The organism is Pseudomonas sp. NPDC087614, from assembly GCF_044743485.1.
Lineage (GTDB): Bacteria > Pseudomonadota > Gammaproteobacteria > Pseudomonadales > Pseudomonadaceae > Aquipseudomonas > Aquipseudomonas baetica_A.
Window position 1 is genome coordinate 1 of sequence record NZ_JBIUWN010000034.1, and the last position, 17,598, is coordinate 17,598.

Below are 17,598 nucleotides of genomic sequence, written 5' to 3' on the forward strand. Positions count from 1 at the left end.
CACGAAGACCAGGTCATGGTTCAGGCGTTCAGCCACGACGTGATCATCCCGCGTGACCCACAATCCGGTCAGCCAACCGGTCAGCGCGTTCACAAGCCAGTTGTGATCACCAAGGTCTACGACAAGGCTTCGCCTCTGCTGCAAGCCGCTCTGACTTCGGGCGAGCGCATGAGCGAAATCGTTATCCAGTGGTTCCGTACTTCGGCTCAAGGTACTCAAGAGCACTACTACACCACCAAACTGGAAGACGCGATCATCGTCGCCATCAACAACAAAATGCACAACTGCCAGGATCCAGGCAACTCGCACTTCACCCACCTGGAAGAAGTGCAGTTCACCTACCGCAAAATCACCTGGACCCACGAAGTATCCGGTACTTCGGGTTCCGATGACTGGCGTGCTCCAGTCGTTTAATTACGGCTGATGGTTGTACCGTCTCGGCCGGTTTCGCCGGTCGAGGCACACTCACTACTTAAAGAATTTTTCGCCAATAGCCCACCAACCGGCTGTTGCGCGTCGCAGCATTGCGCGAGGAACATGGGATGTTCTCACCGGCCAACCAGCCTCATTTCAACCTGACCGTCGATGGCGTGGAAACCGATTTCCAGGTCTTGTCGTTTACCGGCCGGGAGGCACTTAACACCCCCTTCGAATTCGAGCTGGAACTGGTCAGCGAAAAGGCTTCGATCAACCTCGAAAGCGTGCTGCACAAACTGGCGTTTCTTCAGTTGTCACCGAGCGGCAGTGGCATTCACGGGCTGGTCTACAGCATCGCCCAGGGCGAGGCGGGCAAGCGCCTGACGCGCTACAAGATCTCCCTGCGCCCGCAACTGGCGTACCTCGCGCACCGGGTCAATCAGCGGATCTTCCAGCAGATGACCGTGCAGCAGATCATCAGCCAGGTGTTGGAAGAACACGGCATCCTCGCCAGCGATTATCACTTCCAGCTCAGCGCGATTTACCCCGAGCGCATCTACTGCGTGCAGTACGACGAATCGGATCTCGATTTCATCCAGCGCCTGTGCGAGGAGGAGGGGATTCACTACCACTTCCAGCACGCCGCCAGCGGCCACAAACTGACCTTCGGTGATGACCAGACGGTGTTCCCGAAACTCGCGCCTGTGGCCTACCAGCAAGACTCCGGGCTGGTCGCGGACAAACCGGTGGTCAAGCGTTTCGGCCTGCGTCTGGCTACGCGCACCAGCCGTACCACACGGCGCGATTACGACTTCGTCAAACCGAAAATCGAGCTGGAAAGCGATGCCAAAAGCAGCGCTCAGCCGGACCTGGAAGATTACGATTACCCGGGCCGTTTCGTGGATCGCGACCGCGGCAAACATTTGGCTAATCGCGCACTGGAACGTCATCGCAGCGACTACCGTCTGGCCGAAGGTAGCAGCGACCAGCCGATTCTGGTCAGCGGACATTTTCTTGCCCTGACCGAACACGCCAACCCGACGTGGAACGACCTGTGGCTGCTCACTGAAATCTTCCACGAAGGCAAGCAGCCGCAAGTGCTGGAAGAGTCGGTGACCAGCGACACCACTGACCTGAAGGACGATTTCCACCAGGGCTACCGCAACCGCTTCAGCGCCATCCCGTGGGACGTGCCGTACCGTCCGCCGCTCGATCACCCGAAACCGAAAGTCCTCGGCACCCAGAGTGCCGTGGTCTGCGGCCCTGAAGGCGAAGAGATCTACTGCGATCAGTACGGCCGGGTGAAGGTGCAATTCTTTTGGGATCGCGAAGGCAAACACGACGACATGACCAGTTGCTGGATGCGTGTCGCGTCGAGCTGGGCAGCGGAAACCTTTGGCTCGATCAACATTCCGCGAGTCGGCATGGAGGTGTTGATCACCTTCCTTGAAGGCGATCCCGATCAGCCGCTGATCACCGGTTGCCTGTACCACGGCGCCAATCTGCCGCCTTACAAACTGCCGGATTTCAAGACTCTGGCCACGGTCAAGAGCAAGGAATACAAGGGCAGCCGCGCCAACGAACTGCGCATCGACGACACCACCAGCGAGATCAGCATCGCGCTGCGCAGTGACCACGGTGCGAGTGCGATCAACCTCGGCTACCTGACACATCCACGCCCAAGCGGCGGCCAGCCGCGTGGCGAAGGGTTCGAATTGCGCACCGACCGCCATGGCGCGGTGCGTGCCGGTGCCGGTTTGCTGATCACCACCGAGCCGCGCCCGAACGAATCCAAGCACCACAAGGATTTACCGGAAACCGCTGAACGCCTCGCCACCGCGAGCGATCAGCAGGACGGTTTTGCCGTGCAAGCCAAAGAGCTGCAAGCACAGGAATCGGGCGATCAGGACGAGGTGGCCAAGGCGCTGCATGCTCAGCATCAAGGCGTGCTCGGCAGCGGCCCGGCGAACATGACGGCCAACGAATTCCCGGAATTCACCGAGCCGCATCTGGTGCTCGCCAGTCCGGCGGGCATCGCCCTGACCACCCCGCGTTCCAGCCACATCGCCACCGGCGAACACCTGGCGCTGAGCAGCACCGGGCACACTAGCCTCTCCATCGGTAAACGCCTGCTGGCCAGCGCCAGTCGCGGCATGCGCCTGTTCGTGCAAAGCATGGGATGGCGCCTGGTAGCCGCGTCCGGTGACATCGACGTGCGGGCGCTCAAGGACAGCATTAATCTGCTGGCCAAACTCAACATCACCGCCAATGCCGACCGCATCACCATTACCGCCAAGACTGAATTGGTGATCCAGGGTGGTGGCAGTGCCACGACTTACAACGCTGGTGGCATTACTCACGCTACCAGCGGCCCGTACACGGCCCATGCGGCGAACTTTGCCTACACCGGTGCGAAAAGTCTGGCCGGGGTATTCCCGGAACCGCCGAAACCGGGCAAGGGCAACCTCGAATTGTTCAACCAATACGCCGGGCGCCAAGGCATCAAGGACGGCGACTACGAAGTCATTGATGCCTTGGGCAAAAGCATCAAGGGCAAGCTCGATGGCAAAGGTTTTGCCAGTGTCGCCGGCGCTGCGCCGGGACCGGCGCGCGTGCTGTTCGGTAAGGATCCGGCGGACACCTGGAGCGATGGCAGCTACATCGGCAAGCCGGAATGGCCGTTGAATCCGCCGGGGGGCGAAGAGGTGCCGAGTCAGGTGCAGGCGATGGTCGCGCAGGTATTGCCAACGAAGAACTGGGACATGCTGGAGAAGGGCAAGGAAATGGCACAAACAGGGATGAGTGCGGTGCAGACCGCGCAGGGCGCAATGCAAACGGCGCAGCAGGTCAAAGGCGCCGTGCAGGGCGGAGTGGCTGGATTGCCGAAACTGGCGAGTGCCGCCATGCCGAGTGCGTCGAGCATCCTCGGCGCCGCGAGCAAGGGCGGCCGATTGCCGACGCTTCCCGCACCAACGCTGCCAAAACCTTCCTTGAAAACCCCGGGCCTGTTGGCGGGTGAGATGCTGTCATGACCACTGAAATTGTAAAACGTGAACCTCAGGTTGCCATCGTTCCACTGAATGCCATCGACATTCAGGATGTTGCCAGCGGTGCGGCAACCTTCGACGCCTGGCTTCAATCCGCCAGTGGCGGTGTGGTCACTCTTGATCGGATCAAGAACGTCGCCGGCGCCTTACCCGTGGTGGGCAACATCATGGCTTTGGTCGATGCGCTGGGTGACATCGTCACCCTGTCGAATGCCCAGAAGCGTGATTTGCTGGCTTGGGCCAGCCTTGGCATCAACCTGATCGGCGTATTGCCTTTACCACCGGCGATGGCAGCGGCGCGCATGACCTTGCGCCCGACACTGTTTCTGGTGCGTCAGGAGATGAAGGCCAGCAGCAAGATGCTGCTCAGTTCATCGGTCATCGAAATCCTGATCGGACACTTGAACGAATCCATCATCGGCACCCTCGACGACTTTGTTGAACAGGCCAAAGGCAAGTTGCCGGGTATTCTGGCGGATGCAGGCAAACTGGGCGAGGACGTTATTAACGAGATCGCCAAAGGCCTCGACTCGGTGGCCAATGGCAAGCTTGATGCCAAAGGGGATGCGCAGGCTGCCAGCCAACAGATCAGCGCAGCCGGCGACCAGTTGCTCAATGACCCACTTGCAGCGATCAGCAATATTTTCGGGGCTGCCTCCAGCGCATATAAAGCCGCAGGTAAAGGCTTGGCCAACAGTGCGGCGGATCATCTGCTGCCTGATGACGTGAAGAAGAAGGTTGCTACCGAGACCGCGAAACTGCGCGCCATGGGCCCGGAACTGCGTACCCAGTTAAGCAAGTTGGACGATGAATCGGTTCAAAACTCTATTGGCTGGTTACTGCTGATTTTGTCCAGTGCGGTCACTCTTTGGCGTAAACGCAATGCTCATGGGCAGAGCGCGGGAGTTAAGCCGGATCAGGTCAGTCAAGCCAAGCATACGGCCTCGGAAGGCGCGTTGGGAGCGACGGGCCGACAGGCTCCGGCGAAAGGCGCACCCAAGCCAGAGAAATGTCCGTGTACCGGCACGCGCTTCAGCATCAATTTTGCTTTGGGTTCAGAAAGCCTCAGCCATACCGATTTCAGCTTGCCCGGCCCATTCCCGATCGAATGGACACGCACTTACAACTCCCGCCTCGACGCCTACGATCAGAGCGAGCTCGGCGCCCGCTGGATAAGCGAGTTCACCACACGTTTCGACTGCGTGGACGATGGCCTGACCTTTTACGGCGCCGACGGCCGTGACCACAGCTATCCGCTGCCCAAAGTCGGTCTGTTTCATTACGATGCCATCGAAAACATCACCCTCGTTCGTGCCAGGGAAGATCAGCTATTGCTGTGCCACGGTTTCGAACGCAAGGAAACCTACGTGCGCCGTGGCCAGCGTTTTGTGCTGAGCAACATTTCCCTGCGCAACGGCGCCGGAATCATGCTGCATTACGAGCATCGCTACGGCGAACACTCGGTGCTCTCCGACCTGATCACCTATCAGGAAAACGACACCAGCAAGGTGCACTTGCACCTCGGCACGATGATCGACGATCACGGCCGGTTTATCGGCCTCTGGCAGATCGTTGACGGCGAACCGTTGCGACAGCTCTGCGCCTACCAGTACGACACCTATGGCGACCTGATTCAGGCGCAGGACGAGAATGGCGCAGTCTGGTCGTATCAGTTTGAGCATCACCTGATCACCCGCTACACCGACCGCACCGGGCGCGGCATGAATCTGGAGTGGGACGGCCAAGGCGCCAAGGCCAAAGCCGTGCGCGAATGGGCCGACGATGGCAGTTTCGACACGCGTCTGGAGTGGGACGAAAACATCCGTCTGACCTACGTCACCGATGCGCTCGGCAACGAGACCTGGCACTACTACGACATCCTTGGCTACACCTACCGCATCCGTTACGCGGATGAGCGTTCGGAATGGTTCTTCCGCGACGAGGCCAAGAACATCGTGCGCCGCGTGAATGCCGATGGCAGCACGGATCGCTACAGCTACGATGAACGCAGCAACCTGCTCGAACACATCCGAGCCGATCACACGGTGATGCATTACGCCTACGACGACCAAGACATGCTGATCAAAATCAGTGATGCCGAGGGTGGTCAGTGGCAACGCGCCTATGACGACCAAGGCAACCTGGTCGAAGCGCTCGATCCGCTGGGCAACAAAACCGAATACGCCTACAACAAATCCGGTCAGCCCACCGCGATCAAGGACGCCAACGGCAACGAAAAGACTTTGGATTACAACGACGCCGGGCAACTGGTCGAGTACGTCGATTGCTCAGGCAAAACCAGTGCTTGGGAATACAACGAACTGGGGCAGATGATCTGCTTCACCGACGCCGCCGGTAACACCACCGAATACGAATACAAGGCTGGCCAACTGGTGCTGATCAAGCACCCGGATAAAACCGAAGAGCGCTTTGAACGCGACGCCGAAGGTCGGTTGTTGACGCATGTCGACGGTCTCGATCGCTGCACCACCTGGAGCTACAGCGCGGCCGGTTTGATCGCCGAACGTGTTGATGCCGCCGAGCAAACCCTGCGCTATCGCTGGGACCGTCTCGGACGGCTAACCGCCCTGGAAAACGAAAACGAACAACGCGCGCACTTCCACTATGACCCGGTCGGACGCCTGCTGGAAGAGAGCGGATTTGACGGGCGCAGCACTCGCTATCAGTACGACCCGATAACTGGTCGCCTCGCCCAATTGATCAATGGCAAACGCATCATCTCGGCGAGTTTTGACCCGATGGGCCGCCTGATCGAGCGTCGCGCCACCTTGGGCGAGCAGTCGCAAAGCGAGACTTTTGCCTACGACGGCAACGGCAATATGGTGCTGGCTGACAACGCCGACAGCCGTCTGCAATGGTTCCACGACCCGGCCGGCAATCTGCTGCGCGAATACCAGCATTACCTCGGGCTGGAAAAGCCCACCGTCGCGATCTGGCAGCACGAGTACGATGTGCTCAATCAACGTGTTGCCACCGTACGCCCGGACGGCCACCGCGTCAGTTGGCTCACTTACGGCAGCGGCCACCTACTGGGCATACGCCTGGATGAACATGAACTGATCGGCTACGAACGCGACGACCTGCACCGCGAAGTTGCCCGTCATCAAGGCAACCACCTGCTGCAAACCCAGAGCTGGGACCCGGCCGGCCGCTTGCAAGAACAACTACTGGGACGCAGCGATGACAAATCCACACTGCTCAAACGTGAGTACAAATACGACACCGCTGGCCAACTGACCGACATCAACGACAGCCGTCGCGGCCCGCTCGCCTATCGCTACGATCCCGTCGGCCGACTGCTCAGCGCCACCACACGTCAAGGCGTGGAAACCTTCGCCTTCGACCCGGCCGGCAACCTGCTGGACGACAAGGCAACGGAAATTCGCCGCCCGCTAGACCTGACCCCACCGCGCAGCAAACTGGTCGACAACTTGCTGCGCGAATACGCCGGCACCCACTACGACTACGACGAACGCGGCAACCAGATCCAGCGCTGGCACAACGGCCAACGCAGTGATCTGCGTTGGGACCTGTTTGATCGGCTGGTGCATTTTGAAGATCCTCGTCTGAGCGTGGATTTCGCTTACGACGCATTGGGACGCCGCCTGCACAAAAACTCCCGCGCGCACTACAAACAGCGGCCTGAAGCCGGTTCCCTCTGGAACAGAAACGAGCACGCCCGCAAACAGCGTGAACTGGGCTGCGGCTTCACCTTGTACGGCTGGGATGGCGACAACATCGCCTGGGAAAGCAGCCCGGCGCAGAGCGATGGCGCACCGGGTCGCACCGTGCATTACGTCTTCGAACCGGGCACTTTCATCCCCGTCGCGCAAGCCGTGCGTCATGCACCGATCAACCTGATGGGCCAACCGGACTACAGCGGTGAGTACAGTATGGATGAGGATCCGCTGTGGAATTACAAGGCAACTGCATTACCGTTTGACGCGCTGGCCTGGTATCAATGCGATCACCTCGGCACCCCGCAAGAGCTGACTGATTCACAAGGCAGCATGGCATGGACCGCGCAATACAAGGCGTGGGGGCAGGTGACGGAACAGCGTTCGGAGTGGGCGCGGCAGCATGGCGTTATGAACCCGATACGGTTCCAGGGGCAGTATCACGATCATGAGACGGGGCTGCATTACAACCGGTATCGGTACTATGATCCGGGGGTTGGGCGGTTTATTAGTCAGGATCCGATTAGCTATGCGGGTGGGCTGAATCTTTATTTTTACGGGGATAACCCCGTCGGGCTCATCGACCCATTAGGTCTAGCAGGCCATAAAGTAGGAGCGAATACGGCAGGACAAGACGTGTTGGCTCGAGGCGTTCACGTTAACGTGAACGGGTCTGGCTTGCCTCCCGCCGGTGGTCACATTGCTCTTAAACCGAACGCTGAAGGAACCCATGTTGTACTCGCACCGGCCGACAAGGCAACGCGAGCGATGCCCAATTCCCAATGGGGTAAGGCATGTGAGTGTGTTCTAAAATACCTCGACAAACCGAGCAACGTGGATCGGCTTACCAAAGCTGCACAGGCCGGAGTCGACGCAAATCCAAATTCTGCACGTGTGCCGGAACTGAAACAGGTCGGTACCATTCTGAGTGGGCACCATGCCGCTGGAACGAACCCGGTAGCGCGTAAATAAGGGAATATATGATTTCTACTGATTTTTATAAGTTGATTGCGCTGTTTTTAGAAGGAGCGGGTAATCTTCAACCAAATATTTTTGGATTGAAGAGTCTCTCTGAGATGGAATTGATAAATGCCGATTTTGAGTTGGTCGGGGATCTGAATGATTTTCATTTTTTCGAGAAAGCATACGATGTTCCTAATTCGCGTAGAAAAATAGAGATTGTATTTAAGCAATATTTTTTCGTGAGCGAGAAATTAGGGGGCGGCCTTGGTGTTGCATGTGGGGTGAGGCTGACTTCTCTTTTAAGAAAGCAACCATTTGCTACAGCGGCGAGATATATAGGCGATAATCGGATTTCGTTCTATTTTTCCGAAGATAAAAGTGAAGGAGCACTGATTTTTGACAGAAGGATCGTAATAAGATTTGGTCGGCGATCCAAAAGAAGTTCCTACATGATTTCAACTGTCGAGTGTGATTTTGATAATAAGCGTTTTGGTGACGTAGCAAAGAAGGCAGTGCATGAAACTTACAAGTGCCTTACTCTCGATTCGATGATAAACGAAGCCAGATTACAAGGCTGTTCGAATGCTTTTAATCGCTTGGTTCGACAGCTTTATCCCAGTTGCAATACGCGATGATAATTATCCGCTCAAAAGTCAAAGGAGTGACAACATGAAAGACGCCATTCGCTTGGGCGACTCTACCACTCACGGTGGCAAGGTCCTCGAAGCTTTCTCCCAGACCGACCTCAACGGCAAGCCGATTGCCGGGCTCGGTCACAAGGTTAGTTGCCCATTGTGTAAGGGGATTTTCCCGATTGCCGAGGGCAGCAGTACCTACACCGTCGATGGCACGCCGATCGCGCTCGATGGCATGAAAACCGCCTGCGGTGCCGCGCTGATTGCCAGTGGGCCGAAAGGGGCCGTGATTAGCTGAATCCATATTTTGTGCATCGATTGCCTTTATGCATGGCGCGGGTTCCTGTCGCCTGTTTGAGGATGCTTGAAGAATGAATGAAGTCGTTCTACTGCATTGCCTGAATATTAATACTAACCATCAAGTCGTGAGTTTTATATGCTGAGTATGAGTTGTACTTTTAACCGCCTGTGGGCCGCATGTGTTGTCGCAGGTGTATGTTTTTCTGGTACGAGCGTAGCGCAAGCGCAGCCAGCAGACCTGTATAAACAATTGGATGCCGCCGTACTTCAATACGCCTATTCAAAGGAGCAAAAAGACCTTGATGCCGTAAATAAGTTGCTCAAGGGCGGCGCAAAGCCTGACGCGCTTATTCTATGGCATGCAGCTTATTACAGGAGCCCAGTGCTGGTAGATCGGCTTCTCGAGTTTCCTGTCGATGTCAATCAACCAATCAGCGATAACGGTGAAACAATACTGTTATCCATATTGGGACATATGGGGGATCCAGAAGACATGAAGGACTCAATGCCCATTGTGCAGAGCCTGATCAAAGCGGGTGCCGACACCAATGTGATTGCTCAAGGCGGAACCAATACGCCACTTATTGCAGCCGTGGGCATAGAAAATCCGTCGTCGGTCGAAGTGACAAAGTTGCTGCTGCAGGCTGGTGCCGACGCCCGGATGCTGACGCCTCAGGGGTTTTCTCCATTGATCGGCAAAGGTGCGAACAATCTGGAATTGATCAAGCTGTTGATCGCTGCTGGTACTGATCCCTATGGGGTCAGCAAGGTGGGTTCTACACCTTTGCATTACGTTTGCGAGCGTGCCTATGCACTGAACGATCAGCCGGATCCACAAGCTGCACAGCGGATTGCCCTGCTGCACAAGGCTGGCACTTCCGTTGATGCCTTTGCACCTCAACAGCAGGCATGGCCTGTTGGCACTCCATTGCTGGAAAGTGCAATTCGTAGCAACCCGGATTGCACAAATGCTTTGTTGGCTGCCGGCGCCGATAAAGATGCACCGGCTTTCCCCCCGGAATATGTGGCACAAGACCCAAGTGTGAAAGGTCAGACTGTCCGTCAAAACATACTCAAATCAGTAAAAAATGTACCGGATTTGTATTCCGAATCCATTATCAAGTTGTTCCAGTAAAAAAAAACAAGCTAAACAGAGCTCAATGCTCTCTGAAATTTAAAGGAATAAATATGAAGATCGCTTCTTTGATTCTCGCCATGGCAGCAGTTTTTGGCACCTGCAATATCGCTCACGCGGATGGAAAAGATGCTGCCACTCTGAAAGGGATATACGACATTGGCCGCAATATGTCAGGCCTGGTCAAAAATTGTGTCGACAAAGGGTTCCTGAAAGCAGACAGCGTTGAGAGCGCCAACAAGATGGTTGTCTTTGTTGACAATATGCCTGGTGATTTTGACAAACATGACGGCGACAAGAACGAACAGTCTGGTCGTAAGGGCGAAGTGTTGGCTAACGGGGAATACAAGAACCTGGAAAGCAATCTGCCGCCGAACCTCACTCTCAAGCAATGGTGTGAGCAGGCGGATCAGGGCATGCGCGAAGGATTGAAGCGTGTCGGTCTGTAATCTCGGCTGATGTGATTCTACAGCTTGGAAGGACGCTCGCAGATCGCGAGCGTTTTTCATGTCATGGACCGTGCAGAGTGTCCCTGAAACTGCCTACGCGCATCACGCTAATAGTTCGGCAATCCATTGAGCCTGCTGCTTGACCTCTTGCACTTTCGCTTCGGGCAAAGCCTGCTGCGCACGTGCAAATTGAGTCAGCGTCTTTTGCTTCTGATGCAGCTTGCGTTGCCACTTGATCAGGAACGCCGGGCTGCGTGCCTGCATCTGTAGAGGGCCGAAGTAAAGCTCTTGATCGGTGTACGCCACTGTCTCGGCGCGTTCGGCAACGATGATTTCGTAGTCGAAGCGATTCTCGTGCAGCACTTCCTCGCTGAGGATGCGGTAGCCATTGTTCATCAGCCACTGGCGCAGTGGCTGCTCGCCGCCGTTGGGTTGCAGGATCAGGCGTTCCGCGCCGCTTAAGCGTGACTTGCCGCTTTCGAGAATATCGCGGATGGTTTCGCCACCCATGCCGCAGATAGTGATGGCGGTGATCCCGTCTTCCAGTCCGATCGCCGCCAGCCCATTGGCCAGGCGCAAGGTGATGTGTTGCTGTAGATCGTTTTCGCGTACGGTGCGTTCGGCCGAGTGAAAGGGCGTCAACGCCACCTCACCGGCAACCGCCGCCTCAAGCACGCCTCGGCGCATCAGCGCCACCGGCAGATAGCCGTGATCCGAGCCAATATCGGCCAGCCGTGCGCCGGCGGGCACATGCGCGGCCACGCGCTCCAGGCGCGCGGACAATGTCTGTTCGTTCAACGGCAACCCCTGTTAAGCACAAACCTGCGGCGTCTATGGCCGCAAAAGGGGTGCGACTCTGGCGAGCAATGCGTTACGTGTCAAATTCCGGCGACAAGGTTCATGGCGTGCCCGCTCTGCGTTAGGCCGCACTGGCAATGGGTCAGGCGTCTAGATCGGCGCATCCGGCGTCGGAAAGTTGTAGGTGTCGATCATGCCTTCGCGGTAGTGCATTGCTGTGCAATGTTTGCCTGAGCCTGTGAGCCTTTGTGACGTTGCGCAGACAGACGCTCGCGGTGTTTACGGGTAATCTGCCGGTTCGCTGACTAAAACAAAACTAAAGTGGAGTCATTGATGCAACCGATCCGTCTCGGCCTGGTGGGCTACGGCAAAATTGCGCAGGATCAACACGTTCCTGCGATCAACGCCCATCCTGGATTCCAGCTGGTGGCAGTCGCCACACAAGGCAAGCCTTGCCCCGGTGTAGAAAATTTTCAGTCCTTGAGCGAGTTGCTCGAGAACGGCCCGCCGGTTGATGCGATTGCGTTCTGTACGCCGCCGCAAGGACGTTTTGCTCTAGTGCAACAAGCATTGGCTGCCGGCAAACATGTGCTGGTAGAGAAACCGCCCTGCGCCACGTTGGGTGAAGCGTTGGCGTTGGTGACTCTGGCCGAGCAGCAAGGCGTCAGCGCGTTGTTTGCCTGGCATTCGCGCTACGCGCCCGGCATTGCCGCGGCCCGCGACTGGCTCGCGACGCGCACCCTGCAAAGCGTGCAGATCGACTGGAAGGAAGACGTGCGCAAGTGGCACCCCGGTCAGACCTGGATCTGGCAGCCGGGCGGCCTGGGCGTCTTCGATCCGGGCATCAATGCCTTGTCGATCGTGACTCACCTGCTGGCTCTGCCGTTGTTTGTCGAATCCGCCGAACTGCGCGTGCCGAGCAACTGCCAGTCGCCGATTGCCGCGTCCATCAAAATGTCTGATGCGTGCCACCTCGATGTGCGCGCCGAGTTCGATTTCGACCATGGTCATGATGAGCTCTGGAGCATCGAAGTTCGCTGCGCCGAAGGTGTGCTGCGCCTGGATAATGGTGGCGCGCTGTTGAGCATTGATGGTGTGCGCCACGCCGTATCGGAGGAGGGCGAGTACGCCGCGGTGTATCGGCATTTTCAACAGTTGATTGGCGACAAGGTCAGTGATCTGGATCTACAGCCGTTGCGGTTGGTGGCGGACAGTTTCTTTGTTGGAAGCCGCGTGGCGGTCGAGCCGTTCTACGACGCATGAACTGCACGCGACCCGTTGAAAGCCTGCCTTGAAAGCAGGCTTTTTTAGAAACGATCAAGCGAATAAGGCTCGATTGCCGGCCAATCGCGGATTCGACTTTCTATCGTCGGCAACGCCATCCGCACGATCATTTCCGCCGTCACCGCCGCCTGAGTCAGCCCCAGATGCTGATGCCCAAAGGCGAGCAACACCTTGCCCTCGCACACCTGATCAATCACTGGCAGCGAATCCGGCAATGACGGACGAAAGCCCATCCACGGCGTCGCCGCCGCAGCGCTCAGATCCTTGCGGAACACACCCTTGCTCAAATGGTGTAACTGCCACGCGCGCTCCATGCTCGGTGGCCGCTCCAGCCCGGCGAATTCGACAGTGCCCGCCAGCCGCAGGCCATCGGACATCGGCGTCATGATGAACTTGCGCTCCAGCGAGGTGACGGGGAAGGGCAGCCGGTTGTGTTCTTCGGGCAGCATCAAGTGATAACCGCGTTCGGTGTCCAACGGGACTTTCTTGCCGGTGAGTGCGGCGGTGAGTTTTGCCGAATGCGCACCGCAGGCGATCAGCACGCGGCTCGCGGTTAAACTGCCCGATCCGGCGATCAGCACAACACCGTGTTCTTGCACATACCCGCCTTGCACCTGTTGCTTCAAAAAGCTGACACCGCTGGCCTTGGCCGCTTCGACCAACTCGCACACTACCCGATACGGATCAATGAAATGCCCGGTGCGCGGGAAGAACAGGCCGCCCTGAATCTGCGTGCTGAGTAGCGGCGCAGCTTCTTGTATCGCACCGGCCTGCCAGAAATCGACGGGCACTTGCTGCTCCCGCAAGCGCGCCTGAAGCGCATCAATCGGCTGTCGCGACTCGGGGCGTTCGAACACCAGCAGTGAACCGTCGACCTTGAGCAGTTCCGGTCGGTCGATGTCAGTCAGCAGGCGATGCCACGCATCAAGACTGCTCTCATTGAGTGCCCGCAGCCCCGCGACCGTTCTCTGAAAGGGCTCCGCGCGCAGATTCAGCAGCAACCGCGTGAACCAGGGCAGGGCGCGGGGCAGGTATTTCCAGTCCAGGCGCAACGGGCCCATCGGGTCCATCAACATCGCTGGCAAACGCTTGAGAATCGACACATCGGCAATCGGGAACACCTGCTCGGTTGCCAGGTGCCCGGCGTTACCGAACGATGCGCCGTGTCCGGGCGCCTGCTGGTCGACAACGACGACTCGCAAACCCTGGCGCGCCAGACGCAGCGCGCAGGCGACGCCGATAATCCCGGCGCCGACTACAGCGATGTCGTACGCCACGTTATTCGTCATTGCTTTGTGCTTCCCTTTGTCCATTGAGCAGACGCCGCAACTGCAGCGCATTGGCCTGCTTCAGTGCCGTGGGCAACAGGCTGTCGGGGAAGTCCTGATAACAGAGCGGGCGCAGAAACCGCAGGATCGCCGCCGTGCCAACCGATGTCGTGCGTGAATCCGAGGTGGCCGGGAAAGGCCCACCGTGAACCATGGCGTCACTGACTTCAACGCCGGTCGGCCAGCCGTTGACCAGCAGGCGCCCTGCCTTGCGTTCCAGCGTCGGTAACAAGGCCCGAGCCTGATCCAGATCCTCGTCTTCAAGGTGCAGCGTCGCGGTCAGTTGACCTTCCAGATGATCGATGACCTGGCGGATTTCCATGCAACTGGCGCATTGCACGATCACCGAAGCGGCACCAAACGCTTCGGCTTGCAGTTGGTGATCGGCGAGAAAGTCGACGGCCTCTGTGACGAATACATGGGCCTGACACTGGTTCGGGCCGGTACCGACCTGGCCGATGGCAGCAATATCTGTTCCAGGGTTCTCGGCCAGTGCATTCACGGCAGACTCATACGCGTTGAAGACCCCGGGTGTGAGCATCGTCTGTGCCGGACTGCGCTGAATCCGTTCGGCGGTGGCTGCAATAAAGGTGTCCAGCGCAGGCTCCTTAAGGGCGATCACCAGTCCCGGGTTGGTACACAATTGCCCGGCACCCAGCGTCAGCGACGCGACAAACCCTTCGGCCAGCGCTTGCCCGCGATTGCGCAACGCCTGCGGGAACAGCAACACCGGGTTGATCGAACTCATTTCCGCGTACACCGGAATGGGTTCCGGACGCGCTTGCGCCGCTTGGATCAACGCCAGGCCACCGCTGCGCGAACCCGTGAAACCAACGGCTTTGATCCGTGGGTCGCTGACCAGCGCTATACCCACTTCGCGGCCAGCCCCGTACAACAACGAAAATACCCCTTCGGGTAATCCGCAGGCTTTCACCGCTCGCGCCACGGCACGACCGACCAGTTCACTGGTGCCGGGATGCGCACCGTGAGCCTTGACGATCACCGGGCAACCAGCGGCGAACGCCGACGCCGTATCACCGCCAGCAACCGAAAAGGCCAAGGGGAAATTGCTCGCGCCAAATACTGCCACCGGTCCCAACGGCACCTGACGTTGACGCAGATCCGGACGCGGCAGCGGCTGGCGCTGCGGCTGTGCGGTATCAACGCGTACATCCAGCCATTCTCCGGCCCGTATAGTGCGAGCGAACATCCGCAGTTGCTGACAGGTGCGGCCTCGCTCACCCATTAAACGCGGGCGCGGCAGGCCGGTTTCGGCCATGGCGCGATCAATCAATTCATCGCCGAAGGCTTCGATTTCCAGGGCAATGCTATCCAGAAAATCGGCGCGGGCATCCAGCGTTGTCTCGCGATAAAGGTCCAGTGCGGTCCAGGCCAGCGCACAGGCCTGTTCAACATGCTCGGCCGAGCCACCTGCATACGACGGTTCCAGCACGGCGTTGGTGGCCGGATTGATCCCTCGAATGGCTTCGCGATTGCCTGCGACTGTTTCTTGTCCGATCAACATATGGCCCGTCAGAGTCATGGGGTATTCCTGTTGGAAAAAGGGTGTCTGCCGTGAATTACACAGGTTCACGGCAGGTAGAAACGCGTGCGTCAGGCGAAGCGCTGTTCCGCCGACCAGTTTTCGTACCACTGACGGAACAGCGAATACTGGTTCTGCGCATAGCGACGCTGGGCGTCACTCAGCACATCGGTTTCGTTGAAGTGCAGGGTGTATTCCTTGTCGCCGTTGAGCACCATCAGGTGTTTGTAATACAGCACCAGATCACAGCCCTCGTCGAAGGAGGACAACACCGCCAGTGCCGACTCCAGCTCCCGTGCCTGACGCCGCGCCTTGGCGTCACCCTTGGCCGCTTGCTTGCTCAGCGCCACCAGTTGCAACACTTCACGGGGCAGGGCATTGCCGATACCAGTGATTGCCCCCGTCGCGTTGCAGTTGACGAAACCGTGGACCACTTGCGTGTCGACACCGACCATGAGGGTCACGTCGTCATCCTTGGAGGTAATGTTTTCGGCGGCGTAGCGCAAATCGGCGGCACCGCCGAATTCCTTGAAGCCGATCAGGTTTGGATACTCGCGGCGCAGTTCGAAGAACAGATCGGCGCGGGTGGCGAAACCGTAATAAGGGCTGTTGTAGATCACCGCCGGCAGCCCGGGAGCGGCTTGGAGAATCGCGGCGAAGTGGGCTTTCTGCGCAGTGGCCGAAGCACCGCGGGACAGCACGCGAGGAATCACCATCAAACCTTGAGCGCCGACTTTTGCCGCATGGGCCGCATGGGCAACCGCTTCGCGAGTATTGACCGCACCGGTGCCGACAATCGTCGGGATGCCTGCCGCGACCAGCCGCGCCACCCCCTCCTGACGCTCGGCCTCGGTCAGCAGCGGCCAGTCGCCCATGGAGCCGCAATACACCACCGCGCTCATGCCGATGTCGATCAGTTCACGACCCTTGGCCACCAACGCATCGAAGTCCGGTTTGCGCTGGGCGGTGCACGGGGTCATCAGGGCCGGCATGCAGCCGGTGAAGATGTTGTCGCTCATTGTTTTATCTCCTTGGCACATCGTTCAAATTGAGGTGAAAAATCAGCGCGAGGCTCAGATGCCCCACGCAAATGGGTCTTTTTCATCGATCAGCAGCGTGCTGTCGGCGGTCATCCAGGCGCGGCCGGTGATGTAAGGGCGAACGCGCTCGCCTTCCCATTCGAAGCGACCTTCGAACTGGCTGCCGGTGATGCTCGCTTGCACCCAGCGTTCGCCCGGTTGCAGTTTGTCGTCGGCGGCCAGGCAGGCGAGTTTGGCGCTGGTGCCGGTGCCGCACGGTGAGCGGTCGTAGGCTTTGCCGGGGCACATGACGAAGTTGCGGCTGTCGGCGTGGGTGTCGTCAGCAAACAGTTCGATGTGGTCGATGACCGCGCCGTTTTCGCCGTATATACCTTGGTCTTCAAGGGCCTTGAGCATCGCCCAGGTATACGCCGTGAGGTGCTCGACGTTGTCCATGGTCAGCGTTTGGCCGTGCTCGGAGACGAGGAAAAACCAGTTGCCGCCATAAGCGATATCGCCAGACACGCGGCCATATCCAGGCACTTGCACCGACACTTGTTTGCGATAACGCCAGGACGGCACGTTGCCCAGGGTCACGCTGCTGTCTTCGTGCAATGTCGCGCTGACCGGCCCGACCGGTGTGTCGATCTTGTGCACACCCGGGGCGATCTGCCCCAAGTGCTGCAACGAATTGATCAGGCCGATGGTGCCGTGGCCGCACATGCCCAGGTAGCCGGCGTTGTTGAAGAAAATCACCCCACAGGTGGCGTCCGCCGACACCGGCTCGCAATACAGGGCACCCACCAGCACGTCGTTGCCCCGGGGTTCCAGCAGGCAGGCACGCCGCCACTGGTCATGCTGATTACGCAGAGCATCTCTCTTCTCGGCCATGGTGGTGCCGGGCAGATCGGGGAAGCCTTTCATCACCAGACGTGTGGGTTCTCCGCCGGTATGGGAATCGATGACGTGTACTCGTTTCATG

General features: G+C 58.3%; 13 protein-coding genes. 8 read left to right on the plus strand and 5 right to left on the minus strand.

Annotated features, from left to right (window positions below; all coding sequences use genetic code 11):
- The 7 genes from ACIOWA_RS14500 to ACIOWA_RS14530 form a co-directional block, all read left to right on the plus strand.
- On the plus strand, positions 1–414 hold a 414-nt coding region (locus ACIOWA_RS14500; RefSeq protein ID WP_221729578.1), incomplete at its 5' end, for an Hcp family type VI secretion system effector.
- 128 nt (positions 415–542) lie between these two features.
- Positions 543–3,449, plus strand: coding sequence for a type VI secretion system tip protein VgrG (locus ACIOWA_RS14505; protein ID WP_401160397.1), 2,907 nt, complete (start codon positions 543–545; stop codon positions 3,447–3,449).
- Positions 3,446–8,134 carry an RHS repeat-associated core domain-containing protein gene (locus ACIOWA_RS14510; protein ID WP_401160398.1) on the plus strand — a complete coding sequence of 1,563 codons (4,689 nt, stop codon included), beginning with the start codon at positions 3,446–3,448 and terminating at the stop codon, positions 8,132–8,134. Before ACIOWA_RS14505 ends, ACIOWA_RS14510 begins: the two co-directional genes overlap by 4 nt.
- An 8-nt stretch (positions 8,135–8,142) precedes the next feature.
- A complete protein-coding gene (locus ACIOWA_RS14515) occupies positions 8,143–8,760 on the plus strand; it encodes a hypothetical protein (RefSeq protein ID WP_401160400.1) in 618 nt (205 codons plus the stop codon).
- A gap of 34 nt (positions 8,761–8,794) precedes the next feature.
- On the plus strand, positions 8,795–9,058 hold the full coding sequence (locus tag ACIOWA_RS14520) for a PAAR domain-containing protein (RefSeq protein WP_339433997.1): 264 nt from the start codon (positions 8,795–8,797) through the stop codon (positions 9,056–9,058).
- Positions 9,059–9,196: 138 nt separating this feature from the next.
- Positions 9,197–10,195 (plus strand): ankyrin repeat domain-containing protein, encoded by a 999-nt coding sequence (locus tag ACIOWA_RS14525; RefSeq protein WP_401160402.1) that lies wholly within the window; start codon positions 9,197–9,199, stop codon positions 10,193–10,195.
- Positions 10,196–10,248: 53 nt separating this feature from the next.
- Positions 10,249–10,644 (plus strand): hypothetical protein, encoded by a 396-nt coding sequence (locus ACIOWA_RS14530; RefSeq protein ID WP_339433999.1) that lies wholly within the window; start codon positions 10,249–10,251, stop codon positions 10,642–10,644.
- Between the two features lie 102 nt (positions 10,645–10,746).
- On the opposite strand, the gene ACIOWA_RS14535 is transcribed toward ACIOWA_RS14530, so the two are convergent.
- Positions 10,747–11,442 (minus strand): tRNA (adenine(22)-N(1))-methyltransferase, encoded by a 696-nt coding sequence (locus tag ACIOWA_RS14535; protein WP_401160404.1) that lies wholly within the window; start codon positions 11,440–11,442, stop codon positions 10,747–10,749.
- Between the two features lie 333 nt (positions 11,443–11,775).
- On the opposite strand from ACIOWA_RS14535, the gene ACIOWA_RS14540 reads away from it, so the two are divergent.
- A complete protein-coding gene (locus ACIOWA_RS14540) occupies positions 11,776–12,705 on the plus strand; it encodes a Gfo/Idh/MocA family oxidoreductase (protein WP_339434001.1) in 930 nt (309 codons plus the stop codon).
- Between the two features lie 44 nt (positions 12,706–12,749).
- Here ACIOWA_RS14540 and ACIOWA_RS14545 read toward each other — a convergent pair whose 3' ends face one another.
- From ACIOWA_RS14545 to ACIOWA_RS14560, 4 genes are all read right to left on the minus strand, one after another.
- Positions 12,750–14,015 carry an NAD(P)/FAD-dependent oxidoreductase gene (locus ACIOWA_RS14545; protein ID WP_401160406.1) on the minus strand — a complete coding sequence of 422 codons (1,266 nt, stop codon included), beginning with the start codon at positions 14,013–14,015 and terminating at the stop codon, positions 12,750–12,752.
- Positions 14,005–15,597 carry an aldehyde dehydrogenase (NADP(+)) gene (locus ACIOWA_RS14550; RefSeq protein WP_401160408.1) on the minus strand — a complete coding sequence of 531 codons (1,593 nt, stop codon included), beginning with the start codon at positions 15,595–15,597 and terminating at the stop codon, positions 14,005–14,007. The genes ACIOWA_RS14545 and ACIOWA_RS14550 overlap by 11 nt, the downstream gene beginning before the upstream one ends.
- Before the next feature lie 71 nt (positions 15,598–15,668).
- Complete coding sequence (locus ACIOWA_RS14555; RefSeq protein ID WP_339434004.1) at positions 15,669–16,616, minus strand: dihydrodipicolinate synthase family protein; 948 nt, start codon at positions 16,614–16,616, stop codon at positions 15,669–15,671.
- 54 nt (positions 16,617–16,670) lie between these two features.
- Positions 16,671–17,597, minus strand: coding sequence for a 4-hydroxyproline epimerase (locus ACIOWA_RS14560; protein WP_401160410.1), 927 nt, complete (start codon positions 17,595–17,597; stop codon positions 16,671–16,673).
- Position 17,598: the final 1 nt, after the last annotated feature.

Bases quoted from the DNA above. Each gene is read 5' to 3' on its own strand.
- ACIOWA_RS14505 (WP_401160397.1), top strand. From the start codon at position 543: ATGTTCTCACCGGCCAACCAGCCTCATTTCAACCTGACCGTCGATGGC.
- ACIOWA_RS14510 (WP_401160398.1), top strand. From the start codon at position 3,446: ATGACCACTGAAATTGTAAAACGTGAACCTCAGGTTGCCATCGTTCCA.
- ACIOWA_RS14515 (WP_401160400.1), top strand. From the start codon at position 8,143: ATGATTTCTACTGATTTTTATAAGTTGATTGCGCTGTTTTTAGAAGGA.
- ACIOWA_RS14520 (WP_339433997.1), top strand. From the start codon at position 8,795: ATGAAAGACGCCATTCGCTTGGGCGACTCTACCACTCACGGTGGCAAG.
- ACIOWA_RS14525 (WP_401160402.1), top strand. From the start codon at position 9,197: ATGCTGAGTATGAGTTGTACTTTTAACCGCCTGTGGGCCGCATGTGTT.
- ACIOWA_RS14530 (WP_339433999.1), top strand. From the start codon at position 10,249: ATGAAGATCGCTTCTTTGATTCTCGCCATGGCAGCAGTTTTTGGCACC.
- ACIOWA_RS14540 (WP_339434001.1), top strand. From the start codon at position 11,776: ATGCAACCGATCCGTCTCGGCCTGGTGGGCTACGGCAAAATTGCGCAG.
- ACIOWA_RS14545 (WP_401160406.1), bottom strand. From the start codon at position 14,015: ATGACGAATAACGTGGCGTACGACATCGCTGTAGTCGGCGCCGGGATT.
- ACIOWA_RS14550 (WP_401160408.1), bottom strand. From the start codon at position 15,597: ATGACTCTGACGGGCCATATGTTGATCGGACAAGAAACAGTCGCAGGC.
- ACIOWA_RS14555 (WP_339434004.1), bottom strand. From the start codon at position 16,616: ATGAGCGACAACATCTTCACCGGCTGCATGCCGGCCCTGATGACCCCG.
- ACIOWA_RS14560 (WP_401160410.1), bottom strand. From the start codon at position 17,597: ATGAAACGAGTACACGTCATCGATTCCCATACCGGCGGAGAACCCACA.